The sequence below is a fragment of the Nostoc sp. KVJ20 genome (assembly GCF_001712795.1).
Lineage (GTDB): Bacteria > Cyanobacteriota > Cyanobacteriia > Cyanobacteriales > Nostocaceae > Nostoc.
This window is the reverse complement of record NZ_KV757673.1, coordinates 20389-46648: the sequence shown is the minus strand read 5'-3', so window position 1 is coordinate 46648 and position 26260 is coordinate 20389. Positions and strand designations below refer to the sequence as shown.

Here is a 26260-nt window from a genome sequence, read left to right as displayed (position 1 = left end):
ACAGCGATAGTGGGGTTGCTGTGTAATTCTGTAGAAACAGCGATCGCATTATCAAATGTAATTTCTGTTTCTTCTGGGGCAGTATATTCTAAGTTCTCTTCTGGGAGAACAGCGATAGTGGGGTTGCTGTATTTAGTAATTGCCAGTTCTGTGGAAATAGCGATCGCGTTATCAAATGTAATTGCGGGTTCTGCTGGGGCTGTGCATTCTAAGTTTTCAGAAACAGTATTTGGGTGAGCGAGTGAATTTGATTCTACATTCTTCCTCTGCTCCTCTTCCAGCTGTGACAAGACTTGCAGTTGGACTTTGTATTGCCAAGATTTACCGAGTAGTTCCGACATCAAATCGCCGGAACAGCGCAACTCCCAAACTCCCGCCTGGAAGTAGGTAAAAGGAATTACCGCCATTAAGCCTTCTGAGTTAGTGCGACGCGATCGCTTGAAAATTCGCCGCGTTGGTTGAACTTCCTCAGTTGAAGAGTGAGTTACCCGAACTTCCACGTCTGTATCAGGAAGGTTAGAACGAGCCAAAACTCTATACTGTCCTTCCAAAATTTCCAAATTTGGCGATTCTAGGATATGCCACGAGCGTGCGCCTTGTTTCTGTATCAGAAATTGCCAGTGTTCCATTGTAAGTGATGCCCAGACCGACGAGCCGCTGAGTAATATTGTGTATTAACTTGCTTGCAAGTTTACCTCAGTATTTTGGAAATGCCCCACTTAAATAGCTATCAAATTAACTCAGTTTTACTTACTTAACTTTTCTTGCTTTAACTAGCCACGTCAAGGTTACTTCAAGAGACGACCTTGTTGCTTGTGCATAAAGCTTTTGTTGTTATTCTGAATATTAAGTTTGACACTCTCCAGTGCTCAATTAACAGGGATACAATAGATAACATTAGCTGTCTCTGCTCAACTTATTACCAAAAAATTTGTATAATTTATTACTAAATATTAAATTTACAATAGACACAACATACAATAAATTAAGATTCACTTGACAATTTTTATTAAATTGTGATTTCCCACATTTTTGATACAAAGAGATAGGATGTGGCTCTTAAGTGTCCTCTGCGATCGTCCTGGCTGGGCGCAAAGCGTCATCATGAAGAGTGCTGAGTGGGTAAATCACAACACTTAACCCTAGATATATCTATGGGGTCAATCCAAAATCCAAAATCTAAAATCCAAAATCTAAAATCCAAAATTGTTTGACAATGAGGATTTACAGGAGGGATTCGATGCTAGTCATTTTAATGGACGATCAAATCCTTGCCCCTGGGCAAGTTTGCCAGTCTTGTTTACTCGCTGACGGGAGGGGTCAACCTCGTTGGCGTGAGGGTCAACTGCGCTGTGGTCAAGCCATTCACAAACTTACTCAACAGCAGCCAGACCAGTATGAGTGCATGATGGGCTTTCGCATCGCCCATATAGAATAGTTGAATTTATCAGCAAGACCAAGCAACTGCGTTATCCTAAGCTCAAGTAACTATTGAAATTTAACCACAGGAGAACGCATAATGTCTTGGCGCGGGTCTACAACGGTTTCAGATCGGATTTTTGCTTCCTTGCCTTATTTGCTTCCTCTAGTTGAAGTTTTTGTATTTGGTAGATATTTGCTCTCAGAATTTCCACCACTACAACTGCTGTTTCTGCCGCTCGTGCCATTGTTAAATATTTACTACGGCGTGCGTTATGCAGGAATGATTATTTTCTTTGCTTTATTTTTGCTGGTAGTGAGAAACGAAAAAATTAGTCACTTTATTCGTTTCAACACCATGCAAGCAATCCTTTTGGACATCATTATCTTTTTGTTTAGCATCCTTACTGATGTTGTGGGACTAGTTCCCGTTGGTGGTTTTGCAATCCAAACCCTATCCACAACCATTTTTATTGGCATAGTGGGAGCAGTTGCATATTCAGTCATCCAGTCTGTAAGCGGTCGTTATGCGGAAATCCCGGCGATTTCCGATGCAGTGTATATGCAAGTACGTTAGAAGTTAACGAGCCACTACGGTGTTTTCCAGGCGGCCAATACCTTCAATTTCTACGCGGACGCGATCGCCTGGATGCAATGCGCTTACACCCTCCGGCGTGCCTGTAAGCACCAAATCACCAGGCAGTAGCGTCATCACCTGACTGATATAGGAAACTAAAACATCAGGCGAAAACACCATCTGATCGATACAGGCACATTGGACTGGATTAGCGTCATCATTCACAAAAGTTTGCAATCTCGCTCCTGGATTTAATTCCCGCACAATCCAAGGACCCAAGGGACAGAAAGTATCAAAACCTTTAGCTCGCGTCCATTGACCATCCCGTTTTTGTAAATCCCGCGCTGTTACGTCATTGGCAATGGTGTAGCCCCAAATTTTAGTTTGGGCTACTTGTGGTGTGCATTCAAAGGCGTAATCGCCAATCACTAGTGCTAACTCTCCTTCGTAATCAACTCTTTGTGATTGTGGAGGATACTTAATTTCCCTCTCAGATGGAATAATCGACGTGGGTGGCTTGAGAAAGATTAGTGGCTCAGAAGGTACTGAAGTTCCCATTTCGGCTGCATGTTCTGCATAATTCTTACCCACCGCTACAATTTTTGAGGGAGCACAAGGAGCCAGAATTTGGTAATTTTCTGGTGTCAAAGTCAAATCAGTGGGTTGTCCTTGTAACCAGGGCGGAGCATCTAGCACCTGGACATTAAGGGATAGTTGGAGTATCCCATAATAAATCTGTCCTTCTTGATTTTGAATTCGCACATAGCGCTGCGCCATAACCTTGACGAATATCCTTTTATTTGATTTTTTGTTGCTGTGAGCGGGTAGCAATCCTCAGTTGGCTTTTTAGCGAACCGATTGAGCCTTAAGCATGAAAGCGATCGCGATCGCTTTCGATGCCCATAGGGTAAAGATACCCATTGGCGAAGCTAATAACTTGATCAATCTTTCTAAACAAATATCGGGGTTGCCTCCCGACCTAGTTTTCATTGGGGACATCCAAAATAATCCAAACTCCGGCGATTTGGCTAATGATTCAAATTGAAAACTGGTAAGATTATAGTTCCTTGTTGCTTCAGATGTTGATTAATACTGGCATTTTTAATTAAAACAAGGTATAAATTAACATCAGCAGCCACTTTTGTCCATGAGGAAACTGAAAAATATGACTACAAGTTACGAAACAATGTACATTCTCCGTCCTGACCTGGGAGAGGAACAGGTAGAGCAAGCAATTACTAAATATCAGAATTTGCTTCGCGATCAAGGCGCAGAGGATATCCAAATTCAAAATCGTGGTAAGCGTCGCCTCGCTTATGAAATCAAAAAACACCGCGATGGTATCTATATCCAGTTAAACTACGGTGCGCCTGCAACTGCGATCGCCCCCTTTGAACGCGCCATGCGCTTGAGTGAAGAAGTGATTCGCTATTTGACCGTTAAGCAGGAAATCGCCGAAGAAAAACCTCCTAAAGAGGAAAAAGAAAAGCCAACTAAAGTAGCTGCAACAGTCTAAGGGAACAGGGAGCAGGGGGAGCAGAGGAGCAGAGGGGAAATAACCAATGCCCAATGCCCAATGCCCCATACCCAATCCCCAATCCCATTCAATAAAATTTTGTCTTTTTCTTTTCTCGTAACTCATTTGGGAATGCTAAATTAACAAATACTTGCCAAAGGTAGTACTCCCGCAGTTATACCTAAGAGTGGACAAGATTCTGAATGGGAGCTTTAAGCTACTGTGATCCAATCTGATACACCCAATATTCAAGTTCTCTCTACGGAAGTATCGCAGCTACGCCAAGAGTTGCAACTTCGCGATCAATTAGTACAACAACTATCTCAAGAACTCTTCCGGCTGGTAAAAGGTAATACTAGTTTTATGCCCCAGCAGCCGGATCTTGAGCGTGATCTCACCCAGTTACACGCTTTACAAGAACAACTCCAGGCTGTAGAGCAGCAGGTGGCGTTCTACCAAGAGCAAATTACAACTCGTGACTCCGAAATTTACCAATTGCGACAGTCAGTCCAAGAACTCACTGATCGCACTCGGATGTTGGAGCAAGTAGTACAAGAGTTACCTCAAATTTACCGTCGGAAGTTTGAGGAGCGGATGACGCCAGTGAGAGAAAAGGTAGCAATGCTACAACGGGAAAACCGCCAACTACAAGCAGAACTGCAAAGTGTGAGTTACCGTTTAGCTCTCAAAACTCGTAATGCTAGTCACAGCGGCATTGATTTACCAAATTTTCCTCGCCCAGCATCCGAACAAGCTAATATTTCAACTCCCCAGAATGCCTAAAATTAACATTATGGTGGAATCTTAAGAGGTAAGAAATTGGTGCGGCAAAGGATCTCTGACATTCGAGCCTTTCTTACCTCCTGCTTCCTTACACTAGCTACGTCGGATATATAACATTTAGCTCAAATTGACTTCTCCCACAGCTAAAAGCCAATGGGATTATTTATACCCAAAGCGGTGCAGGCTGATTTAAACAGCCTATACCAACTTGTCATTAAGCACTTGTGCTTACTTACTTTTCTAGAAAAAAAGAAAATCAGCCTGCTAGCACCAGACTGTTATCTTTAGAAAATGTGAAAAAATGCAAATATTGCTTGACTATGCCATCCTTCTATAGGTAGATTTATTATCTAACCTGCTAGCACCAGACTGTTATTTTTGACGGTAGTAAAAATATCTTCGTAAGTGTGAAAAATTTCAAACACCGTATCTAGTTGGGTAAGTTCCAAAATTAACCGTACAGGAGCTTGCACGTTGCATAGAACCAAGCGGCAGCCACTCTGACGTGCAGCTTTTAAACCTTTAACTAAAGGCACTAACCCAGAACTGTCCATGAAATTGACTTCTGCTAGGTCGATAATCCAGAGCTGATGAGCTTGAGGCACTACTTCAGCCATTTGTTCACTCAGAGCCTTACCACCTTCCAAATCTATACTTCCTTGGGGTTTAAACAAAATCACTTGAAGTTCTTGTGTGAGAGCCATAAATTTAACAGGGTAATTGGAACACTTGACAGAAAATTGAAAAAAGACATCAATACGTCTTCTCTTTCAACGGCAAAATGACTGTTTTACCCAGATATTTGGGCAATTTCAGTCGTACAGTTGAGAGATATTATTTCAGTATTCATGTCGTATAATTTGTGATAACTTTCATCAATATAGGCATAAGCGCCTAACAATTTCGGTATCAACCGTATCTTTTACAAGATTTTCACAATTTAAATGGATATTTATGAACTTTCTATAAATTTTTTATTTCCTTTGTAATAAATATTAGCTTGTGGTAACAAGTTTAAAAAAATGTATAGTTAATATTCAAGATTTAAGAGCTACCATAGACTAAAATCTATGGATTATTCAGTATAAAACTAATGACTTAATAACTCTATGTATTGGTTTGATTGACACCCCAGGCAAAAACAAGCAAAGATATAGTAAAAGTAAAAATTTGTAAAGACGGCGGTGCGGGATGTCTTTAGAGCTGATTTCACTAGAAAATATCCAGAAAGTCGCCCATAGTTACGGGTATTGGGCAATCTTTTTGGGAATTTTGCTAGAAAATTTAGGCATTCCCCTTCCTGGTGAAACCGTGACCTTAGTGGGCGGGTTTCTAGCTGGCAGCGATGAACTAAATTTCTGGCTGGTTCTCGGTGATGCAATCATGGGTGCTGTCATTGGTGGCACTTGTGGCTATTGGATTGGTAGGGTTAGCGGTTGGCCTTTCCTAGTAAAAGTTGGTAGCATTTTTCGGATTTCGGAAGTGCGATTACTGACTATTAAAGATCAATTTAGTCAAAATGCTGCTAAAGCGGTATTTTTTGGACGTTTTCTGGCATTATTGCGAGTTTTTGCTGCACCACTAGCTGGTATAGCTGAAATGCCCTTTGGAAAATTCTTTTTATACAACTTTTTAGGAGCAGTTGCTTGGGCTAGTTTGATGGTGACATTAGCTTTCTTTGCTGGCAAAATTGTCTCTCTAGAACAATTGGTTGCTTGGGTGGGTCAATTTGCGATCGCAGCTTTACTGATCCTCACTGCTTTAATTGTTGTGCCCCTGTGGCTTGAATCTCGTCAAGTTAAGGGTGCAGCAGAAGAGTAAATAGTTGGAGTGGGGAGATGAGGGAGAAAATTTTTCCTTGTCTTCTCATCCCCCTTATCTTCCTAACCTCTAACTTGCTGTGACCAAATGCGAGTTGGTAATCCCCAAACATAGATAAAGCCTTCAGCGGCTTTGTGGTCAAATTGGTCTTCGGCTCCGTAAGTTGCCAAATCGGGAGTATAGAGGGAATTATCGCTCGAACGCCCAACTATTGTAGAGTTGCCCTTGAACAACTTCATTCGCACAGTTCCAGAGACTCGCTCTTGTGTCTTTTGAATAAAGGCATCTAGTGCAACTTTTAGCGGACTGTACCACAAACCGTTATAAACGATTTGGCTGTAAGTTTCTTCAATCCCACGCTTGTAATGGGTGACATCTGCCGTCAAAGTCAAGCTTTCTAAATCCCGATGTGCCTGAATTAGCACCAACATCGCGGGAGATTCGTAGATTTCCCGCGATTTAATACCTACCAGACGGTTTTCAATCATATCAATCCGGCCGATACCGTGGTTTCCTACCACCTGATTGAGTTCTTCAATTAGTTCAACTGGTTTTTTAGCTATACCGTTGATGGTTGTGGGAATACCACGGTGGAAACCGATTTCGATGTACTCTGGCTCGTTGGGAGTATCAACGATCGCTTTTGTCATTTCATAAATTTCTTCTGGTGGCTCAAATGAGGGATCTTCGAGACTACCCGCTTCAATACTACGACCGAGCAAATTTTTATCAATACTATAAGGAGAAGATTTTTTGACTGGTGAGGGGATACCAAACTTCTCACCATAAGCGATGGTTTCCTCACGGCTCATTCCCCATTCTCTAGCTGGTGCGAGAATCTTTATGTTGGGGTTGAGCGCAGTTACAGAGACATCAAAACGAACCTGATCGTTACCTTTACCGGTGCAACCGTGAGCGATCGCATCAGCACCATATTTTTCAGCCGTTTCTACTAATATCTTAGCAATCAGTGGACGGGCAAGAGCGGTTCCGAGAGGATAACGATTTTCATAGAGGGCATTGGCTTGAATCGCTCCAAAGGCGTAATCTTTAACGAAGCTGTCTTTGACATCCGCCACAAGTGATTCACTTGCACCCGATTTCAGAGCTTTTTCTCGAACTGGCTCTAATTCATCTCCCTGACCTAAATCTGCTGCTAGGGTAATCACCTCTTCCACACCCCACTCCTGTTTGAGGTAAGGGATGCAAACAGAAGTATCCACTCCACCAGAATATGCCAGGACAACCTTTTTGGCGCGACCCATTAATTTCTCCACTTAGGACAACAAAGAATGAGTCATTATTATATCTAAACTAATCCATGTATATTTTCTTCATGCAACTGATTGAAGGAGGCAGGAGGCAGAAGGCAGAAGGCAGAAGGTTTTACCTCAGTTGGGGATTCAAACCTCTCCTGAAAAAGAGCCACCAAATTGAAAATTTGGAGTTCTTGTCTTAAACCCAAGACCCGTCTGGTCGAGGTACTTGAGAGATAGCGCAGCATTAGCTAGTCCGCGAGTGTTGGGCAGTTTTCCTTCTGCCTTCTTTGATAATAAAAATCCCGACTTCTTAGAAAAGTCGGGAATCTGAGCCTTGCAATTTTCTTGAAGAAGAATTCAGGAGTCAGAATTCAGGAGTCAGAATGAATCAGTGGATTCATCCACTATGAAGTTAAAAATACCCAACAGAATTCTGGCTCCTGACTCCTGAATTCTGTTTCGATAAATTAAATAAGATTGCGATCGTTTCTAGATAAAACTTTTTTTTATATGGCTTTGTATCAGTTTTCACCAGACTAAATAAATATTAAAAATCTACAGGGTGGATAATCCCACCCTGTTTTAGATAGATGCAAATCAATCACCTAACAGAAGTTGATTCTTGATAATCTGGTTTAAGCTTTTGTGCTTGATGGTTTAGAAGATGCTGTCTTTTTACCCAAGAATAAACCTAACCCCAACACAGACAATCCAAGCATCAAACTTGGTTCGGGAACGCTTGTGCTTGTGTAAGTGACAGTCTGAACACCTGCGTCAGTGGAATCATTCAAATTGATAAAACTTTCGCGGAAGACGTTAAAAGTGCCAGGTGTAAAATACAACCCTAACCCCGCTTCATTCAAAATTGTTCCCGAAAAATCGGTGAAAACTGAGGCTAAAGGATCATCAGCTTCGGTGTATAACTGTCCACCAAAGGTAGCAGAAATCTTTAAACCTTCAGCGATCGTTACTTCTTGATCGTCTGCTGCTGCTGCTTGGTCGAATGAAAAACTGCCTATGAGGGTTTTATCGTCGTTAGAAAAATTATAAGTTAGGGCTGCTGCTTGGGCGGGGATAGCCTCGCCTAACGAAAAAATCAAAGCAGTTCCTACTGTTGCAGCGGCTAACCTCTGGAAGATGGAGTCAGTCATTTGTTTCCCTTGATAAAAGAACTGGAGCAAAAATACCGCAATAGTTTTGTGAGACAGAGATGGTGTTACTACATCTCTGCAATACAAAGCTTTTCAGTTAGTTGTTTAGTGAAGCGGTGTATTTAATTCACGGACTGGCGATCGCAGTTTTCATAGCCTGGAAGATATGACTTTGGTCAACCACACCCCGAACACCAGGCACAGTATACGTACCAGAGCTATCTGTAATCTGGAAGCCTTGTCCTAGCGATCGCGTCAGAGTTGATGCGTAAGCGCCCTGATAGTAAACAGGTACAACCCGACGGCTATGGCTACCCCAGAGGTATTTGTAATTTGGATCAGACCCCCAGAAGTGACCAGCATCAGTAGGATTGTGCTTCACGAATGTGATGTCTTTGGCGTTATATTTCAAGCCTCTAGCCTGATTTGGGTCAGGATTAGGAGTCAATTTAGAGGCAAAGTCATTATTCAAAGTTAGATAGTGGTCATGGTCAGCAGTAACCAGTAGTAGATTCTTACTCCAACCACCATGATTTTCTACCCAAGTAATGACTTGCTGGACTGCCTTATCAAAATCATTCATGGTACCAATTAGGTTATCCATGTTGTTGTCATGAGCAGCCCAGTCTACATCACCTCCCTCAACCATCAACCAGAAGCCGTCTTTGTCTTTACCTAAAACGGTTAAAGCTGCTTTGGTCAGATCAGCCAAAGTTGGATTTTCGTTAATTTCTTTAGCGATAAAGCTAGCGTCGGTTTCACCAGGAGCTAGAGGACGAACTGTATCGGGTGCTGGAACATTAGGAGCGATGGGATTACCCGCTGCATCGATGACAGGAACACAATCCCCAGCAGTACCAGTAATTATTTTACCGGATGGACAGGTATCGGGAGTTCCACCGCCTCTGACAACAGAGCTATAAAGGCTGAAGGTGCCCAGGCCTGTTAAGCTGTAATCTCCCTTAGAAGAACTAGCAGGAAGGTTGCCGTCTTGTCCACGAGCACCATACAGACCAAATAATTTCTCTCCCTTATTTGGATCGATTTTTGCAGCCGTGTTTAGCAGTGTCTCAGTTGCATTTGGGCCACGTTCCAAAAAGGTATAACCGTAACGATTTGACGTAGGGTTATTCTTCAAATGCTGATAAGTGTCTTCTGTTATGTAGGTATATTTCAAGACGCCATCAGCTGTACTTGCAATATCTCTATTCTCAAGGTCTTTAGGATGACCGCCACCCAACAAAACATTAGGCTGAAAGTTCAGCAATGTCTGTTGCAAAATGCTGTCTTGGTTACTCTTGCTAGGGTCGTAAACACTATCGTATTTGCTACGACGATTTACGAAAGAAGCCGCAGCACCAGGCGTTGCGTGGCTAACAGGTACGGAAGTTACCAAGCCTGTAGACTTACTATTTTCCTTAGCAATTTCCAGGATGGTTTTCAATCTCTTCTCGTAAATGTCTACCCCCATCGCGTTGTTGAAGCTCTTTACTCCCGTGTAAAGAGTTGTAGCGGTGTTAGCAGAGTCAGGATAACTGTACTTAATGTAATCTTTGTCATAAGTACCAGGATTAGCAGGGGTCAGAGGAACCCAAGGAAGAGGGCCACCCTTACTGATGTCATAACCCGCTAGATTACCGTTTTCTAAGCTATTACCATCAGCTCTATTGCCAGGATTAAAGGGAGTCGGCTGGAATGAGAAGTTGGGACGAATAGGACTTGCACCTGTGAGTGGATTAGAGTTATCTAGAGCAGAGTTACCTGTTAGATGAGGCTGATCTGTTGGATTGGTTGGCGTATTTCCCTGAATCGTTGTGCCGTAAGTTGTTACCAGCCCATATCCAGTTAGCTTTTGGAAGCTAAGACCTGAACCTTTACCACTAGTGTAAAAAGGCGCACCTTTGGCAACGGCTGCGGCTCGTGCCATTTCCCAACCCATGCCATCGCCAATCATGATAATTACGTTAACTCCATTACCAGCAGCCAGAGTGGGCTGAAAAACAGAATTACCAAATACCAGCAGAACGGTACAAAGCAAGCCAGTCATAATCAAAGCTAGCGATCGCTTGTACTTTTGCAAAAATGAAATCATTGCAGTGTGCCTTAAAATTAATTGAGCAAGTGTTAGCCGTTAATACTGATAAAAATTTGGTTCTAGATGACTAGCACCAAAGTCTGAGTATGTTGCAGTCATATCTACCTGACTAGAGGCTGCGGCATAACTTGGATGAGAGGCGGTTGCTGGTTGTTGATTTGATGTTCCTAAAAACAACAAAACTGCCAAAACCAGACCAGACAAGAACCAAGCCAAGGTGCGCTTGTACTGTTTAAGTAATGAAATCATTGGGGATTGTTGAATGAAAGTCATCATCAGGAAACCTCCTAGTAAATAGCCGATCGCTATGCTTTGACAATTAAAATGAATGTCAATAAGCATGATTTTTAAAGGTTGATTTAATTAATTGCGGTATAAAATTGATAAAAAATATTCTGGTTCTAATGTGTTTTGTTAGCAGACAACATTAAAACTAAATCTTGATTAAATAAAGGATGAATTGGCAGTGATAAAGGCTTTTTATAGCTAGTTAGCTGCAAAGTTATCTCAGCAATATGAAAAGTTTTTCGGATGTGATTTTCCAACTTATTGAGTAAGCGATCGCGTTCTTGGATAGTTGTACATTCAACTGTCAAATTGGCACAAAGCATTACCTTATTTAAGCTAAGTGTCCAGATGTGGAGTTTTTCTACTTGCACAACCCCAGGAAAAGATTGGAGAGATATTTCCACCTCAACAGGGTCAATTGATTCCGGTGCATACTCCAAAAAAATCTTTAAACTTTGTTGTACTAAAGGGAAAGCACTTAAACCCGTAAAAGCTGCAACGACTAAACTAATAGCAACATCTGCCCACCACCAATCCCAAAGATGAACTGCTAAGGCAGCTATAATTACACCCACAGAGCTAGCAGTATCGGCAATGACATGAAGCAAAGCTCCGCGCAGATTTAAATCGTTGTGAGTGTGGGGATGAAGCAAAGTAATATTGAGCAAATTGACGATTAAACCTAATACGGCAATCCCTAACATTGGTAAGCCCAAAATGGTTGCTGGATGTTGCCAGCGTTGAATAGCTTCCTGTATGATAAAAGTTGCGATCGCAAGTAAACTTAATCCATTCAACAAAGCTGCTAAAACTTCAATCCGCTGATTTCCAAAGGTTGCTTTTTTCTTAGCTGGTTGCTGTGCCAAAAAACTAGCAAGTAGCGATATTACTAAAGCTGTAATATCCGATAGGATATGCCCTGCATCTGCTTGTAAGGATAAACTTTTACTCCATAAACCCACACTCCACTCAGCAATAAAAAAAACAGCAAGTAAACCTACTGTTATCCACAAAACTTTGGATTTTTGCTGATTATTAAATACTTTTCCTGAATCATCTTCACATCCACACCATTGAAGTGAAAGCATTACTTAAAAACCTTTTTACAGTACAGTATTCGCTCAATTGATATGACGATTAGATTCACAAATATGTGAACACCAGAAAAATATGAACCTATGAAAAAGTTATCTTACTTAATTTAAGAAATGGTAATGTTTGTGTTAAACCTGATAAATTAAAGCACAATAATCCGTGCAGTCCCCAGCAGAGGAAGAAGCAAATATCCTATTAGTAATTTCTTGCTAATTGCACAATAACTTTATCTATAATCAAAACCTGTGATCAGCTTATCAAGTCAAATAGATGATGATAATCATTATCTATTAACTTTTGCTGATGCAGATAATAAAAGCCTTTCTGAGGCGCAAATATGCGTTACGTAAATATATATTGATAATAAGAATCCTTTCACTGATTTCCAACAATATTTGGATAAAGTTTTAAAGATTATGAGATGCCGATTTGCATATTTACTTACTACAAATAGAGTTTTGTGAATCATTTTAATCTGATTCTATGAGAATTTGACGCAAACAAAAGACTAATGACTTTGGAGGCGGGCGGCTATCCCGGACACCCCTTGAAGGGATGGGATTCCAGCCGATTTTCGTTGAGTGGATAAGTGGAATTATCGCTTCACAGCAAATTTATATATCCCTGACAATCTTAAAGATTTTACGATAATAATCTTTTGTTTGATATTTCTTAACCTGTACGCAGTGGTTAAAAGCTTATGTAAGTGAAATTACAGGACTATTGATTTTTTAACTCTGGAGTATATTCTGATGAAATTAGCTAAAAATCTTGGTATTGCGACCGTTGCAGCTGCCATGTCTATTGCTGCTATGGGTGCTAAACCAGTGCAAGCTGCCTTGGTTAATTACGGTTTTACTGTAAATGCCACATCTGGCGATAATCCCGGTCAGTATTTCGGCTCTTTTCAATACGATGACTCGACCTTAACCAATACAGGTCTTGAGACATTGGGAGTTGAGAATGGATTAGCAGTTGCATTCAACTACTTGGGTACTAACTATACAGAGGCAGATGATATTGATTTTGACAGTTTTCCTATAGCCAGCTTTAATAATGGCGAAGTTTTAGGATTAAGCTATTTTGTTGCAGACCAGTTTCTAATCGGAAGTGATCCCAATACTCCAGATGTAGGAGGAAACAACTTTTATCTGATTGATCAATCAATAAATACAACACAAGTAGGTACTGTAAGCTACGCTAAAGTACCCGAACCGTTAGCTGCTGGTGGTACAGCTATTGCTGCTGTTATGGGATTATGGATGCAACGTAAGAAGAGAGCAACAAAAGTTGTGGGTTAATAACTATAAGTGAATGGCATTAAGAAAAGATACAGCCCTTGCTCTGACTGGAACAAGCCTCTAATCCATTCTGGAAGGGCTGCTGCCTCTAGTAGCTTTACAAGAGGCAGAGCCTCTTTTAAATACATTCCCAGCCTCCAGGCTGGGAACGAGACGACCAAGCCTTTGGGCTTTTCTTACTGCCATTTAGCTATAAGTAATATTGACTGGTTCCCAGCCTCCAGGCTGGGAAACCATCATTGGAGGCTCGGCCTCCAATGGCTTGACTAGAGGAAGCAGCCCTCTTGGAATACATTCCCTGTAAGTAAATCACCTTAATCCTTGCCCGTGTTTAGAGTCAAGAATTAAGGTGATTTAAAACTATTTAAGATACTTTGCTAAATGAATCCGTTCTTATTAGTCTTTATAGACCACCAATAACGCCACCGTCATTACGGGTAATTACTACCACTGATGAACGTGGACGACCAGATGGGCCATACCCTTGACTATTAGGCCAATTGCTGGCGATCGTGGGATTCGAGGCATCCCCGCGATCGCCTGGGTGTTGGATGTTGATAAACATCGCTTTGCCATCGGGTGTACTAGTAATACCAGTTACTTCACAATCCGTAGGGCTGGTTAAGAAGCGCCTAACTTGTTTGGTATTGGGGTCAGCACATGACATAGTGTTGCTACCGATGTTTACTAAATCACCGATACCATCACCTGCGTGGTCAGTCTGAACCCAGAGGCGGCCAAAGTCGTCAAACCATAGACCATCTGGTGAACTTAAGTCGTCACCTTTAATATTGCCCTGAAGATTTGGTTCAGGTCTGGTTTTGTCGCCAGCTTCAAAGAAGATATCCCATTTGAAAGTTGTAGCCGTAACGCTGCGTCCATCTTCGCGCCAGCGAATGATGTGACCGTAACGGTTGTCAGGACGTGGGTTGGAAGCATTTACGGGAGGACGCGCACCGCCTGCTGCTGTTGTGCCGTCTGGCTGGTTGGAGGAAACTGGAGTTGTGCCACGACGAGTATTATTAGTCAGCGTGCAGTAGACTTCAATCTCTTTATATCCACCAATCCGAGGGCGTACAGCTACCCACTCTGGGCGATCCATCATGGTTGCGCCGACTCGATCGCCAGCTTGTCTTGTCTTAACGAGTACTTCAGCTTGGCTTCTGAAACCATTTTCTGGTGTCAAACCATTCTGACCGTAGACCAAAGGAATCCACTTGCCAGTACCGTTGTCATTGAATTTGGCAACGTACAGAACACCGTTGTCGAGCAAATCGCGGTTAGCAGAAGGATTTCCGGGATTTAAAGGTTGGGCACAAACGAACTTGTAGATATATTCGTTGCGCTCGTCATCACCCTGATAGAAAGCAACACGGTTATTGTCATCAACAACAACCTGAGCGCTCTCGTGCTTGAACCGACCAAGAGCAGTACGCTTGACTGGCTTGCTTTGAGGATTGTAGGGATCAATCTCAACCACCCAGCCGAATAAATGGGGTTCGAGTGGGTTGGTGCTGGCATCGAAGCGTGGATCAACTTCTGGCCAGCGATAGCTAGACTGTCTAGGTACACCGTATCGATTCTGTCCTGCCAGGATATCAGACTTTTCGATGCCTGGAATTGCAACTACATCTCCTGTGGGATTAGCAAAGTAGCCGTTCCAGTTCTCCTCACAGGTCAAGTAAGTACCCCAAGGAGTGTAGCCGTTGGCGCAGTTGTTGAGAGTACCATAAGCGGTGTAGCCATCGTTGAGTGTGCCGGTATCAACAGAGCCAGTTGGCGTAATGTTAAACTTTTTCGACTTTAACAATGCATCGCCAGCCGCAGGCCCCGATACTCGCATTTCGGTGTTGCCGGTAATGCGGCGACCATAAGACGAATTACGATTAAAACTCCACTCATTGCCGTTTTTGGAAATTTCTACAACAGACACGCCATGAGCAGCCTGAGACTTCCGTACCTTGGCAATTGTGACTACATCCAAACCATCGGGATGCAAAATTGATTCTTGGGTGTACTCATGGTTGACGCACAGCAGACCAGTATTGATGGGCTGATTTAAAAAGCCTCTAAGTGATCTTGCTTGTGAACTTACTGTCCGACCAACAACATTCCCTGGCTGTAGAGTAAAATAGTGCATCCCATCAGCGTGCATACCAAACTGCTTTTCTTGAGCAGCGGCATCTTGGGAGGCATCTGCTAGCCAAGTTGGGCCACCAGGTGCGATCGGATCTCCCCAAGCAATCAGCACTTTAGCTGTGTAACCTTCAGGAACACTAACAAGATCCTTTTCCAGAAGTCCTGTAGCTGGGTTGAGTAGATTCGGTGGAATGCTCTTGAAGCCTATGCCAGCAAATCCAGTTCCCTTGGGAATTGGCGCTGCATCAACACTTTGAAGAAAGCCACCGATGGAAACATCACCCAGAACAGTTAGCACTGATGTACCCACAGCCGTCATGATGAACCGCCGCCGACTCAAACTAACGCGGTCAATCACATCACGAATTGACTCGTTACCGGATGGGTTGAGGGTCAAATTGTTTTTAGGGTGAAAGCGTCCTTTCATTCTTTGTTCTCCGTTTTAAGGCTTACGAGATTGCTATTCAGTTCATCTCTCAATAACATGAGTAATTTCGTAAAGAACAGCTCTAGATATTTACAGAAATTACTTAGATGTTTCTTGAGATTTGATACATTTTTAACAGCCAATAAATAGCAGCGAATAACAAATCAAGACTGGCTGATATTGCTTGCGCAGACTAAAATAATCATGTTTTCTTTAACTTAAGTACTAAGTATTAACGTCAGGTTATATATTGATTAATTTAAATTTATCAACAACTTTTTTTGATGAAAAACATATTTATCACTAAAAAATCACGATTTTGTGATCAATAATTGTCAAGCTACGAAAATAGAGTTATTAAAAATAGTGCAAGATGTCAGGTGAAACAAATTTGACGCGATAATTTTTCGCAGAGGACGTTTAAAACATCCTCCGACATACCACACGCACTCTTTAACATGGTTTAAATTAGTCCGATGAAAGACAAAGTTTTTCCGCCCACAATGGACGAGATATGTACCAAAATCTAGTGACCAATGACTAATTAACTTTGAATTACTTGGTTTTTATGAATTAATATAATTAATTGATTGGTTGGCTTAGTGCATAATAATTAAGATGAGGTTATACATTGATTAACTAAAAATTATCAACCCCTTGCTATTTCCTTAACTCAAATTAGGTAAGGAACAGTGTCAGCGCCTCATCTGTCCTATCCTGGAGATGGATAAATAGTGTTGTGGGTGAGACTGTGTTTTTCAGCGTTGTGATACCGACTTATAATCGCCAACCGATTTTAGAAAAGTGCCTCCGCGCCTTGGAGGTGCAGGATTTGAGTCAGCCAAGTTCGGTTACTGATTACGAGATTGTCTTGGTGGATGATGGTTCTACTGATGGCACATTGGAGTGGTTGGCAGCACACAAAGAGGAGTTTCCTCATGTGCGCTGGTTTCAACAAGATCATGCTGGGCCAGCTGCGGCTCGGAATTTGGGAGTAGAACAGGCACTAGGAGACACAATTATCTTTATTGATAGTGATTTAGTGGTGCTGAAGAATTTCCTGCAAGCTCATGGTAACGCGCTAGTGGAGGGGAAAGATAAATTAGGGAGCGATCGCTTTTTCACTTACGGTGCAGTTATTAATACTTGTAATTTCAACAATCCAACGGCTGAACCCTACAAAGTCACAGATTTTTCAGCAGCCTTTTTTGCTACGGGAAATGTAGCGATTCCTAAGTATTGGCTAGAGACTGCCGGACTTTTTGATACAACCTTTCAACTCTATGGCTGGGAAGATTTAGAATTGGGTGTGCGGCTAAAAAAACTAGGTTTGACACTAATTAAATGTCCCGAAGCCGTTGGCTATCACTGGCATCCAGCATTTAACTTAGAGCAAATTCCCCGATTAATTGACCAAGAAATTCAACGCGGACGCATGGGAGTTTTGTTTTATCAAAAACATCCCACATGGGAAGTGCGAATGATGATTCAAATGACTTGGCTGCATCGTTTACTTTGGGGAATTTTGTCACTCAATGGCGCACTGAATGAACGGACAATGGCGCCATTTTTGCAATGGCTAATTAATTTAGGTAAACCACAATTAGCTTTAGAAATTGCTCGAATTTTCCTCAACTGGTACAACGTAAAGGGTGTTTATCAAGCCTATGCTGAAATGCAGCAAGCATCGTGATTTAAACACCTTTGGAAAGTATTACCATGTAATCAAACTGTTAAAAGTTTGTTGGTCATGTCGCGCATCTCAACTCAATACCTGACTCTCTGATAGTGAACAGATGTAGGATGTCGGGTTTTAAGAGTTAAGCGACATAGGGTAAAAAACTTCGACTTTAAGGCATTTAGCGCCAGATTAACTTGCAAGCGATAGAGTCAAGTAATTTTCGGGAAACATATTAACAGATGACTCGTTACACTTGACCTGAAAAATGAAAAATCATCGCCACTGTAAACTTCCAGAGAATTGGGATAACCATGAACAATGGAATCAGTATTGGGCTAATCAATCGGATGCGCTCCCCCTGCCTCAAGTTTGGTCAGCCTGGCACAATGAACCTGAATTGAGATTTCTAGACTTCGTGAGAAATCAATCACAACGCAAGGTTTGGTTTGCAGGTTGTGGAATCAATTTTGCACCTATTTTTTATGCCTATGCAGGTTGTAATGTGCTTGCTAGTGATGTCTCTGTTGCGGCGATCGATTTTTTGCGACAGGTGAATCAGCAGGGGATAACATCTTTAGTTTCCAATGTTGAAGAAATAAATGCTGACCTTAAATTGGAACAATTGGAACAGATCCAAGCAACTAATCTGCGTTTTCTAGTTCATGATTTTCGTGAGCCATTGGATGAATACGACTTTGATGTAATACTCAACATTAAAGCTTATCAAGGTCTTCCTACAACCAGTATGAAGCAAGCTGCAACTACCTTTTATAACGCTCTTAAAACAGGTGGTTATGCTATCTTCGATACTCAAAATGTTCAAGGAGATTACCGCAATCAAATTGAAGATTCATTGCTTGATGTAGGTTTCTATATCCCGTTTCACAAAAGTGAACGTTGGCATAGAGAGCAATTGAACTCAACAGGAATTGTTTATGTAATGGTGCTTGGTGGCCCCATAATTCCTCAATGGGGGCAATATGGTGATGATGATTGGAATACTAGAGCATCTCAAGACCAAGAAATTCTGTATTCACTTCACAGTGAATATCAAAAGCAACGGGAACAAGAGTCAAAAGAGGTTCAGGAAATATTAAAAGGCAAGCAGACGAAAATAGCCCATGTTGTCTACAACACTGGTTGAAGCTCCGACTGGCAATAGAGATGCACAGCACTGGTTCTCATAACTCTTGCTTTGGCTCGTTTGCGGCAACTACAGTAAGAACCTCTAGGGGACTTCCAAGGAATAAATTAGTTTTAAAAGTTAGGAATGCATAGTCAGTTTCTCTCTTAAACTAACTCAAATATGTTAAGTCAAAATTGCCCCACCCATCAACCGCTCATACCGATACTTTAACTCTTGTTTCATCAAATACCAGCGCTCTAAAGTTGCATCCATCTCGATTATTTTTTCCGCTGCTTGCCGTGCTAAAAGTAAAACTTCCTCATCTTCCACCAAACTCGCTAAAGTAAAATCTGGCACTCCAGATTGACGAGTTCCCAGTACTTGTCCTGGGCCACGAAAACGCATATCCATCTCGGAAATGAAAAAACCATCCTGAGATTGTTCCAATACTTTCAACCGTTGTTGAGCATCAGGACTCCTAGAACTGCTCATTAACAGACAGTAAGACTGAGCCGCACCACGACCGACACGCCCCCGTAGTTGGTGCAGTTGTGATAAGCCAAATCGCTCCGCATTTTCAATGAGCATTACTGTAGCGTTAGGTACGTCTACTCCTACCTCAACAACGGTAGTAGAGACTAATATCTGTGTTTGGTTATCACGAAATTTAGTAATCGCTTCATCCTTATCGGCTGAACTCATGCGACCGTGCAGCAGCCCCACTTGAAAATCGGGAAAAACGCTTTCTTGTAGCTTTTGATGCTCATCAGTGGCCGATCGCAAATCTAATTTTTCTGACTCTTCTACCAAGGGCAAAACCACATAAACCTGTCTACCTTGGACAATTTCTCGGCGGATGAGGTCGTAAGCATGGTTGCGTTGCTGACCTGATAACACTGTTGTCTGAATCTTTTGTCGTCCTGGTGGTAACTCATCAATTTGGCTTACATCCAAATCCCCGTGTATCGTCAGTGCTAAGGTTCGGGGAATCGGGGTAGCTGTCATAGTTAACACATGAGGTTGATTGCCTTTTTGCTGCAAACGTGCCCGTTGTTCTACCCCAAAGCGATGCTGTTCATCTATCACTACTAACCCTAATTGCTGAAAGTTTACAGGGTCTTGAATCAAGGCATGGGTTCCTACTAATAGAGGTAATTCACCGGTGCTTAACTGAGAATGTATCTGTCTTCGTTTCGCAGTTTTGGTGGAACCTGTCAGTAATTCCACTGGCAAATGCAAGAGGTTAAACCAGCCAACTAACTTGCGATAATGTTGTTCTGCCAAAACTTCTGTGGGAGCCATCAGCGCCGCTTGGTAGCCAGATTGAATTGCTGCGAGGATAGCTAGCACAGCGACAACCGTTTTTCCAGAACCGACATCACCTTGCACTAAACGATTCATTGGTACAGGTTTTTGTAAATCGTTGAGAATGTCATTGAGGACTCGTTGCTGTGCGCCAGTTAGTTGAAAAGGCAGTATTTCGTGAAATTTCTCTACAAGTTGACCCCGTGGAACCAGGATGGCGCTGGTTTGAATCGCTCTTGCTTGCTGCTGACGTTGCAGTAACCCAAGTTGTAGGTAGAAAAATTCGTCAAAGACTAGGCGACGACGGGCAACTTGCAGAGCGGCGCTATCGCTGGGAAAATGGATATTAGCGATCGCATCTTTCAATTCCATCAAACCATACTTTTGCCGTAAACCACTTGGCAGAGGGTCTTTCAGGTTAGCAGCAGCGGGTAAAGCAGCAATTACCGCCTGTCGCACTGTATTCGCCACCACGCCCTCAGTCAGTCCATAAATTGGCACTACCCGCCCAATATTCAGCGACTCAATCGAATCTCCGGGATTTGCCAAAACCTCTAGTTCTGGATTATCCAGTGTCAAGCCATATTTACTTTCTTTCACCAACCCACACGCCGCCAGAATGCTACCTACTGGATAACGGCGTTTTAAACTTTCTTGCCAAGCGCGACTGCTAAAGCGTGTACCTGCGTAAAAACGACCAATTTTGATTTGACCGCTGTTATCTTTGACTATCAGTTCTAAAATTGATAATTTCTGATTTTTAGGGCTAGTAAAGCAGTTGCAACGTTTCACTGTAGCGACTATTGTCACTGTCTCACCCGCCTGTAACTCGCGGATATTCACCTGACGCGCGTAATCAATGTGGTCACGAGGATAGTAGAAAAGCAAATCGCGGACAGTGTGTAAACCGAGCCGTGCCAAATTATCAGCTTTTTTAAAGCCTATTTCTGGTAAATCACTGAGTTTTTGCTCAATTTTCGGTGCAAGTCTCCGACTCACCTCAGTAAAAATTGGAGATTTTGGATTTTGAATTTTAGCTTGATAAGTTTTGCCCTGCTCCCCTGCTCCCCTGCTCCCCTGCTTCCCCTCTTCCTCTTGCTGTAGTTGTGAGAGATACTTACGAGTTTCTGCTACTAAGTGTTGTCTTTCTTCCAGTGCCAGATGTGGATAACTAGCAAATTGCACCGCTAATCCTTGCCAACGGCGGCGTTCAGTTTGGGGTAAGCCTGTTGGGAATTTGCCCAAAGTCAGACTCAGAAATTCACTGAAGCGATATTCTCTACCCATCAAGTCTGTAAAGCCCCGTTCAGCCTCTATTGCCAAGGCTTTCTGCAATCGTATCCAATCTGGTTTTTCATTAGTCATTGGTTATTAGTCATTAGTCATTGGTCATTAGTCATTGGTCATTGGTCATTTGACTCTGGACAAAGGACATAGACGCCTTAGCGGCTTCCCGCAGGGTAGGACAAATGACTAATCCTCAAACCAACTAGCACGCCATGCAGCTTCCGCTTCTGCGATCGCCTTTTCTCGATGTTTCTTTTGATACTCTCGTCCTAGCTTGTTTAGCTGAACTAGAATACTGCGGATTTGCCTGCGCTCAGAGGAGAGTGTCACATCAGCAAATTCAATTTCCCCTAGTCGCAGGTTAATAGCCATAATTTGCGTCAGACCAGAATCTTCTGACTGCTGCTCATTTTCAATTTCAATTACTAAGTTTAATAAGTTGGGTGGCCCTGGCATTACCTCACCAGATGCTTCTGATGCCGCTGCTGCCGCTGCTGCTAAAATCGGCTCTGGTAATTTTTTGGGTAATACCCCAGATTTTTGTAATAAAAGATTAGCATCATGGGAAATTTTTTTCAGTATTTCTTGCGTAACCTCTTCTAAGTTCTGTTGCCATTTTGCTAGTTCTATAGGATTCGAGGTATCTGGAGACAAGGGGGACAAGGAGGAATTTAGTTCCTCATCTGCCTCATCTGCCTCATCTCCAACTGCTTCTTCACCTTTAATATAAGTGAGCAATTGTTCAGCTGCCAGTTGACCCAAGCTGCGGACGGCTTGTTGCAATTGTTGCCGCTGATTCAATGACAAATGCAAAAAGTTTTCGGGATACCCTTGGGTACAGAGGTGGTAACTCGCGAGAATCAACTGTTTTCGTAGAGCTAGTCCCAAGGTGGCTAGATAACTAGCATAGGCGGTTTTTAGTTCTACTGCGATCGCCCGAATCGCTTCTTTAAGTGCTGCAATATCCCGTTCAATTCGCTCGATTGCTCTTGCCATATCTTTTCGTTCTTGCCCATGTGAACTATTACATAGTACAAATGTACGAATTTATTTTAGAATAACTTTCCAAAGGATTTTAGATTTTAAATTAAATGCAATATTTCGCATATCTACTAAAAAACACAGGCCAGGCTATTTGCTTGACCTGTTTTGTAAAGAGTCATTAGTCATTTGTCTTTTGTCATTTGTCCTTTGTCCTTTGTCCTTGGTAAAGATTAATGACCAATGACCAATGATCAATGACCAATGACTAATGACTAATGACTAATGACCAATAACTAATATTACTTACTGCCAATTTGTGCAGCAACTTCATCAGCAAAGCTCATTTCTTGCTTTTCAATGCCCTCGCCCAGTATATAGCGGACAAAACGGGTTACTTGAATCTCTTCGCCTAATTGAGCCTTCGCTTGCTTCAAGAGGTCTTCCACAGAAATACTCTGATCGCGAATGTAAGGCTGATCGAGCAAAGTCAATTCTTTCAGGCGTTTTTCAATCCGTCCCTGAACAATCTTTTCTTTGATGTTTTCAGGCTTGTTCGCCAAATCATCCTTGCCCATTTCAATGTCTTTTTCCTTTTGGGCAATTTCAGCGGGAATTTGGTCTACGCTCACATACTCGACATTGGGGCAAGCCGCAACTTGCATTGCAGTGTTCCGTGCCAAGGTTTGGAACTCTGAATTAGTAGCCGCTGACTCAGTTTGGGAACCCAGTTCTACCAATACACCAACTCTACCGCCAGTGTGAATGTAGCTGTCTACTACACCTTGTGTGCCTTCTGCTATTGCAAAATTAACAAAGCGGCGCACTTGGATGTTTTCACCAAGAGTAGCAATGGTTTGCTTGATGGATTCTTCTACAGTCGCACTTTCATTCTCAATATAGGGTTGAGCTAACAAAGACTCAACACTATCAGCTGTCGCTGCTTGCTTTGCTAGATTCTTAACTAAAGCTTTAAAAGCCTCGTTACGAGCCACAAAGTCGGTTTGGCAGTTGACTTCTATGAGTACACCCACCCGACCACCGGGTTGAATGTAAGTGTCTACTAGACCTTCTGCCGCAATGCGATCGCTTTTTGCTCCCGCCTTGGAGATGCCTTTTTTCCGTAGCCAGTCTGCGGCTTCTTCTACGTTGCCTTCAGTCTCTATCAGCGCCTTTTTGCAGTCCATCATGCCAGCACCAGTTTTTTGGCGTAGCTCTTGGACGAGTTTTGCAGATATTTCCGCCATGTTGCCTCAATTCCTAACTTGACCTTGAGTTGTAATCACTCACCTAATTTAGTACTGAGTGCTGAGTTTTGAGTGCTGAGTTTTGAGTGTTCAGTTATCAATTTTATTCTTCATTGACAAATCACAACTTCAAAAATCAAGACTCAGCACTATCCAATTTGCTGAGTCTTTCTATCTTACTCAGCACTCAGCACTCTTCACTCAGGACTATTCCTCTGTTTCTTCGTCGGGAATTACCGCGTCAGTATATTCGGTTTCTTCGTAGTCATCGTCATACTCACCACCGTCGTAATCTTCGTCATACTCTTCAGCATCTAGCTGACCGTGACGACCTTCATAAATGGCATCCGCCAATTTTCCAACTATTAGCTTGATTGACCTGATCGCATCGTCGTTAGCCGGGATGGGGATATCTACTACATCCGGGTCACAGTTTGTATCCAACATGGACACAATGGGAATATTCAGCTTTTGGCATTCTTGAACTGCGTTATATTCCCGCCGTTGGTCTACAATCACCACGATATCGGGTACTTTCCGCATTGTTTTAATGCCACCCAAGTATTTCTGAAGCTTCGTCATTTCCCGACGTAGCATTGATGCTTCTTTTTTGGGCAATAAATCTAGTGCGCCAGTTTCTTCACGGCGTTCTAAATCTTTCAGACGATCTACCCGTGTTTTGATGGTTGCCCAATTAGTCAACATTCCACCCAACCAGCGTTGGTTAATGTAGTGGGAACCGCAACGGCTGGCTTCTTGGGCAATAATTCCAGCTGCTTGGCGTTTAGTGCCAACGAAAAGAAACTTCTTCCCTTGTTCTGCGTGCGATCGCATGTAGTTGTAAGCATTGTCCATCAACTGGGCAGTTTGCACCAAGTCGATAATATGCACACCATTGCGGGAAGTATAAATGTAAGGAGACATTTTTGGGTTCCAACGCCGGGTCTGATGCCCAAAGTGAACCCCTGACTCCATCATTTGAGCCAATGAAACTACTGGCATATATTTTTCAACTCCGATTCGGGTTAAACCTCCATCCAAGTGCATTTCCCAACTGGGAAACACCCGAATTCTTAGATGTGCGAGATTAGTTAACCATACTAGGTTAGCATATTCCGAAGAGTTGTAGTTGCTTGACCGAGTGAGGGCAAAAAAAGAGCGCTACCCACTCAACAATTGGGAAGCGCTATGTTGCATTAAACCCAAAATACCTATCTACTGGCGATCTTCTTGATCTTTGGGTTTGGGTTTTTGCCGCCGTTGTTCTACCTGCTCGTCGATAGTTTCTCTCATTTTCCGATCAGCAGCGTCCATCGCAGAATACTTAAAGCGGTTGACTATACCACTGAACAAGTTGCCAAAAAATCTTTCAATTTCTTGCATAATTTGATACCTCAGTATTTGAAGGTAAATTCTTGACTCTACATTGGTCTTGGACTTTCTAGTGGAAGTAGGAAATAAAACGCTAACCTTTCCTCAAAGTATCTATTAGTCTCTTAGCGTCTCTGGGTGCTTAAAAGGCTGGCGGTTTATTTATCCTTTGATTCAGTTTTGCTTGCAAATGACTGTATAAAACAGTCTGATCAATTAAATCAGTATTGTTGAGACTTACTAGGTTGAAATGTACTAGAGATTTATCTATTGTATTCTGTATAAGGTAATAAATATAGCAAAGATGCAGGTAACAAATTGTTTACTTGGCATTAGGCTGAGGTATAACCAAAAACCTGCAAGATGATCTTGAAAGGCTTGATTTTCTGTTGTGAAAAATTTAGATATAGCAAGTTTTCAAACCCAGAGAGGATAAAGTTTTTCAGACCGTCTTGCAGAAAACTACACATAAGATTTTATGTATGGTCTAAAATACTACCTATTTCTTGCTGATATTGCTTGGGAGTTGTGCGTAGCATTCGTTGAAACACAGATGTCATGTGACTTTGGTTGCCAAATCCCGCTTCTGCGGCTACCTGTGCTAGCGATCGCTTTTGGTTTTGTAAGAGTTTTTGGGCAAGTTCCAGCCGACACCGGAGGACATATTGATAAGGCGATAGTCCAGTTGTGACTTTAAATGCTCGTGCGAAATGGTAGGGACTGAATCCTACCGTAGCAGCAATCTGGTTCAGGTTAAGTTCCTCGGATAGATGCGCTCTGACGTATTCCAAGGCAGACTTTAACAAATTTGGGTCTAAAAACTCTGGTGGACGTTTGAGCCGTCCAGATAGATTTGAACGTCGGTGAATAATCTGTGCTAACACCGCCGTTGCAACCGATTCTAAGTAAAATGCACCACCAATTTGTCCATTATCAAAAAATTCTTGCATAGCGATCGCAGCACTCAAGCCCCAATGAGTTTTGGGAATTTGCCCTGGCTGTAATTCAATTTTCTGTCCCTCTGCTTCCACTTTGACTATCCGCTCTAGAAAAGATTGGGAATATCCAAACACCACAAAACAAGAAGCATCTTCCACCGAACTATAAGTACTGCCTTGAGGCACAATATCAAAACCTCCTGGTAGCGCTTGGTAAGGTTGCAGTCGATCAGCATTGAAGGCAGCAATCCCACGAGTTTCCCCAAAACTTGTTACCACAAGGTTAAGTGGTGAGCGAATATTGACTTCTAAATGTCCTGGCGGAATGATTGCTACCATCAACTCTGGTGTTTCTAGCCAGTGTCCCCACTGCGGTAGAGCTTCTAGTGGGGGCTGATCAAGAGGAATTTTACATTCTGGGGGATTGAACAAAAACTCTTTTAGCAGATTCAT

23 protein-coding genes and 1 pseudogene are annotated in these 26260 nt (G+C 42.4%); 8 read left to right on the top strand and 16 right to left on the bottom strand.

Annotation, left to right across the window (positions count from 1 at the left end):
• Positions 1 to 629: pseudogene (locus tag A4S05_RS43665) on the bottom strand (hypothetical protein); the annotation flags it as partial.
• Between the two features lie 611 nt (positions 630 to 1240).
• Here A4S05_RS43665 and A4S05_RS27250 point away from each other — a divergent pair.
• On the top strand, positions 1241 to 1438 hold the full coding sequence (locus tag A4S05_RS27250) for a hypothetical protein (RefSeq protein WP_069072914.1): 198 nt from the start codon (positions 1241 to 1243) through the stop codon (positions 1436 to 1438).
• 81 nt (positions 1439 to 1519) lie between these two features.
• Positions 1520 to 1996: a Tic20 family protein gene (locus A4S05_RS27245; protein ID WP_069072913.1), complete on the top strand. Its 477-nt coding sequence runs from the start codon at positions 1520 to 1522 to the stop codon at positions 1994 to 1996.
• 3 nt (positions 1997 to 1999) lie between these two features.
• Here A4S05_RS27245 and A4S05_RS27240 read toward each other — a convergent pair whose 3' ends face one another.
• Positions 2000 to 2773, bottom strand: coding sequence for a fumarylacetoacetate hydrolase family protein (locus A4S05_RS27240; protein ID WP_069072912.1), 774 nt, complete (start codon positions 2771 to 2773; stop codon positions 2000 to 2002).
• 69 nt (positions 2774 to 2842) lie between these two features.
• Positions 2843 to 2986 (bottom strand): hypothetical protein, encoded by a 144-nt coding sequence (locus A4S05_RS42090; RefSeq protein WP_176727124.1) that lies wholly within the window; start codon positions 2984 to 2986, stop codon positions 2843 to 2845.
• A gap of 175 nt (positions 2987 to 3161) precedes the next feature.
• Here A4S05_RS42090 and rpsF point away from each other — a divergent pair, with 175 nt between their 5' ends.
• Positions 3162 to 3512 (top strand): 30S ribosomal protein S6, encoded by a 351-nt coding sequence (rpsF, locus tag A4S05_RS27235; RefSeq protein WP_069072911.1) that lies wholly within the window; start codon positions 3162 to 3164, stop codon positions 3510 to 3512.
• 222 nt (positions 3513 to 3734) lie between these two features.
• The gene (locus tag A4S05_RS27230; protein WP_069072910.1) at positions 3735 to 4295 is read left to right on the top strand and encodes an Npun_F5560 family protein; all 561 of its coding nucleotides are present in this window, start codon (positions 3735 to 3737) and stop codon (positions 4293 to 4295) included.
• A 350-nt stretch (positions 4296 to 4645) separates the two neighbouring features.
• Here A4S05_RS27230 and A4S05_RS27225 read toward each other — a convergent pair whose 3' ends face one another.
• Entirely contained in the window at positions 4646 to 4999 is a 354-nt protein-coding gene (locus A4S05_RS27225; protein WP_069072909.1) for an STAS domain-containing protein, read from the bottom strand.
• Between the two features lie 487 nt (positions 5000 to 5486).
• Between A4S05_RS27225 and A4S05_RS27220 the strand changes: the two genes are divergently transcribed.
• Complete coding sequence (locus tag A4S05_RS27220; RefSeq protein WP_069072908.1) at positions 5487 to 6116, top strand: DedA family protein; 630 nt, start codon at positions 5487 to 5489, stop codon at positions 6114 to 6116.
• A gap of 62 nt (positions 6117 to 6178) precedes the next feature.
• Here A4S05_RS27220 and A4S05_RS27215 read toward each other — a convergent pair whose 3' ends face one another.
• The 5 genes from A4S05_RS27215 to A4S05_RS27190 form a co-directional block, all read right to left on the bottom strand.
• On the bottom strand, positions 6179 to 7381 hold the full coding sequence (locus tag A4S05_RS27215; RefSeq protein WP_069072907.1) for an argininosuccinate synthase: 1203 nt from the start codon (positions 7379 to 7381) through the stop codon (positions 6179 to 6181).
• 629 nt (positions 7382 to 8010) lie between these two features.
• A complete protein-coding gene (locus tag A4S05_RS27205; protein ID WP_069072905.1) occupies positions 8011 to 8526 on the bottom strand; it encodes a hypothetical protein in 516 nt (171 codons plus the stop codon).
• Positions 8527 to 8653: 127 nt separating this feature from the next.
• On the bottom strand, positions 8654 to 10618 hold the full coding sequence (locus A4S05_RS27200; RefSeq protein WP_084227289.1) for an alkaline phosphatase: 1965 nt from the start codon (positions 10616 to 10618) through the stop codon (positions 8654 to 8656).
• Between the two features lie 39 nt (positions 10619 to 10657).
• On the bottom strand, positions 10658 to 10963 hold the full coding sequence (locus A4S05_RS27195; protein ID WP_256091192.1) for a hypothetical protein: 306 nt from the start codon (positions 10961 to 10963) through the stop codon (positions 10658 to 10660).
• A gap of 59 nt (positions 10964 to 11022) precedes the next feature.
• Positions 11023 to 11997 (bottom strand): cation diffusion facilitator family transporter, encoded by a 975-nt coding sequence (locus A4S05_RS27190; RefSeq protein WP_069072903.1) that lies wholly within the window; start codon positions 11995 to 11997, stop codon positions 11023 to 11025.
• Between the two features lie 759 nt (positions 11998 to 12756).
• Between A4S05_RS27190 and A4S05_RS27185 the strand changes: the two genes are divergently transcribed.
• Positions 12757 to 13305, top strand: coding sequence for a PEP-CTERM domain protein (locus A4S05_RS27185; RefSeq protein ID WP_069072902.1), 549 nt, complete (start codon positions 12757 to 12759; stop codon positions 13303 to 13305).
• Between the two features lie 403 nt (positions 13306 to 13708).
• Here the strand turns inward: A4S05_RS27185 and A4S05_RS27180 are convergent, their stop codons facing one another.
• Complete coding sequence (locus tag A4S05_RS27180) at positions 13709 to 15871, bottom strand: PhoX family protein (RefSeq protein ID WP_069072901.1); 2163 nt, start codon at positions 15869 to 15871, stop codon at positions 13709 to 13711.
• Between the two features lie 739 nt (positions 15872 to 16610).
• Between A4S05_RS27180 and A4S05_RS27175 the strand changes: the two genes are divergently transcribed.
• On the top strand, positions 16611 to 17564 hold the full coding sequence (locus A4S05_RS27175; protein WP_176727123.1) for a glycosyltransferase family 2 protein: 954 nt from the start codon (positions 16611 to 16613) through the stop codon (positions 17562 to 17564).
• A 253-nt stretch (positions 17565 to 17817) separates the two neighbouring features.
• Entirely contained in the window at positions 17818 to 18696 is an 879-nt protein-coding gene (locus A4S05_RS27170) for a class I SAM-dependent methyltransferase (protein ID WP_069072899.1), read from the top strand.
• 165 nt (positions 18697 to 18861) lie between these two features.
• Here the strand turns inward: A4S05_RS27170 and recG are convergent, their stop codons facing one another.
• The 6 genes from recG to A4S05_RS27145 form a co-directional block, all read right to left on the bottom strand.
• Complete coding sequence (gene recG, locus A4S05_RS27165; RefSeq protein WP_069072898.1) at positions 18862 to 21348, bottom strand: ATP-dependent DNA helicase RecG; 2487 nt, start codon at positions 21346 to 21348, stop codon at positions 18862 to 18864.
• 108 nt (positions 21349 to 21456) lie between these two features.
• The gene (locus A4S05_RS27160) at positions 21457 to 22266 is read right to left on the bottom strand and encodes a hypothetical protein (RefSeq protein WP_069072897.1); all 810 of its coding nucleotides are present in this window, start codon (positions 22264 to 22266) and stop codon (positions 21457 to 21459) included.
• 287 nt (positions 22267 to 22553) lie between these two features.
• A complete protein-coding gene (gene tsf / locus A4S05_RS27155; protein ID WP_069072896.1) occupies positions 22554 to 23498 on the bottom strand; it encodes a translation elongation factor Ts in 945 nt (314 codons plus the stop codon).
• A 207-nt stretch (positions 23499 to 23705) separates the two neighbouring features.
• Positions 23706 to 24500, bottom strand: a complete 795-nt coding sequence (gene rpsB, locus A4S05_RS27150; RefSeq protein ID WP_069072917.1) for a 30S ribosomal protein S2 — start codon at positions 24498 to 24500, stop codon at positions 23706 to 23708.
• 213 nt (positions 24501 to 24713) lie between these two features.
• Positions 24714 to 24881, bottom strand: coding sequence for a hypothetical protein (locus tag A4S05_RS42080; protein ID WP_176727122.1), 168 nt, complete (start codon positions 24879 to 24881; stop codon positions 24714 to 24716).
• 464 nt (positions 24882 to 25345) lie between these two features.
• A complete protein-coding gene (locus A4S05_RS27145) occupies positions 25346 to 26260 on the bottom strand; it encodes a helix-turn-helix domain-containing protein (RefSeq protein ID WP_069072895.1) in 915 nt (304 codons plus the stop codon).

What these genes read in the sequence shown, in the direction of transcription:
- A4S05_RS27250 (WP_069072914.1), top strand. Translation starts at nt 1,241, where the DNA reads ATGCTAGTCATTTTAATGGACGATCAAATCCTTGCCCCTGGGCAAGTT.
- A4S05_RS27245 (WP_069072913.1), top strand. Translation starts at nt 1,520, where the DNA reads ATGTCTTGGCGCGGGTCTACAACGGTTTCAGATCGGATTTTTGCTTCC.
- A4S05_RS27240 (WP_069072912.1), bottom strand. Translation starts at nt 2,773, where the DNA reads ATGGCGCAGCGCTATGTGCGAATTCAAAATCAAGAAGGACAGATTTAT.
- A4S05_RS42090 (WP_176727124.1), bottom strand. Translation starts at nt 2,986, where the DNA reads ATGAAAACTAGGTCGGGAGGCAACCCCGATATTTGTTTAGAAAGATTG.
- rpsF (WP_069072911.1), top strand. Translation starts at nt 3,162, where the DNA reads ATGACTACAAGTTACGAAACAATGTACATTCTCCGTCCTGACCTGGGA.
- A4S05_RS27225 (WP_069072909.1), bottom strand. Translation starts at nt 4,999, where the DNA reads ATGGCTCTCACACAAGAACTTCAAGTGATTTTGTTTAAACCCCAAGGA.
- A4S05_RS27220 (WP_069072908.1), top strand. Translation starts at nt 5,487, where the DNA reads ATGTCTTTAGAGCTGATTTCACTAGAAAATATCCAGAAAGTCGCCCAT.
- A4S05_RS27215 (WP_069072907.1), bottom strand. Translation starts at nt 7,381, where the DNA reads ATGGGTCGCGCCAAAAAGGTTGTCCTGGCATATTCTGGTGGAGTGGAT.
- A4S05_RS27205 (WP_069072905.1), bottom strand. Translation starts at nt 8,526, where the DNA reads ATGACTGACTCCATCTTCCAGAGGTTAGCCGCTGCAACAGTAGGAACT.
- A4S05_RS27200 (WP_084227289.1), bottom strand. Translation starts at nt 10,618, where the DNA reads ATGATTTCATTTTTGCAAAAGTACAAGCGATCGCTAGCTTTGATTATG.
- A4S05_RS27195 (WP_256091192.1), bottom strand. Translation starts at nt 10,963, where the DNA reads ATGCTTATTGACATTCATTTTAATTGTCAAAGCATAGCGATCGGCTAT.
- A4S05_RS27190 (WP_069072903.1), bottom strand. Translation starts at nt 11,997, where the DNA reads ATGCTTTCACTTCAATGGTGTGGATGTGAAGATGATTCAGGAAAAGTA.
- A4S05_RS27185 (WP_069072902.1), top strand. Translation starts at nt 12,757, where the DNA reads ATGAAATTAGCTAAAAATCTTGGTATTGCGACCGTTGCAGCTGCCATG.
- A4S05_RS27180 (WP_069072901.1), bottom strand. Translation starts at nt 15,871, where the DNA reads ATGAAAGGACGCTTTCACCCTAAAAACAATTTGACCCTCAACCCATCC.
- A4S05_RS27170 (WP_069072899.1), top strand. Translation starts at nt 17,818, where the DNA reads ATGAAAAATCATCGCCACTGTAAACTTCCAGAGAATTGGGATAACCAT.
- recG (WP_069072898.1), bottom strand. Translation starts at nt 21,348, where the DNA reads ATGACTAATGAAAAACCAGATTGGATACGATTGCAGAAAGCCTTGGCA.
- A4S05_RS27160 (WP_069072897.1), bottom strand. Translation starts at nt 22,266, where the DNA reads ATGGCAAGAGCAATCGAGCGAATTGAACGGGATATTGCAGCACTTAAA.
- tsf (WP_069072896.1), bottom strand. Translation starts at nt 23,498, where the DNA reads ATGGCGGAAATATCTGCAAAACTCGTCCAAGAGCTACGCCAAAAAACT.
- rpsB (WP_069072917.1), bottom strand. Translation starts at nt 24,500, where the DNA reads ATGCCAGTAGTTTCATTGGCTCAAATGATGGAGTCAGGGGTTCACTTT.
- A4S05_RS42080 (WP_176727122.1), bottom strand. Translation starts at nt 24,881, where the DNA reads ATGCAAGAAATTGAAAGATTTTTTGGCAACTTGTTCAGTGGTATAGTC.
- A4S05_RS27145 (WP_069072895.1), bottom strand. Translation starts at nt 26,260, where the DNA reads ATGAATCTGCTAAAAGAGTTTTTGTTCAATCCCCCAGAATGTAAAATT.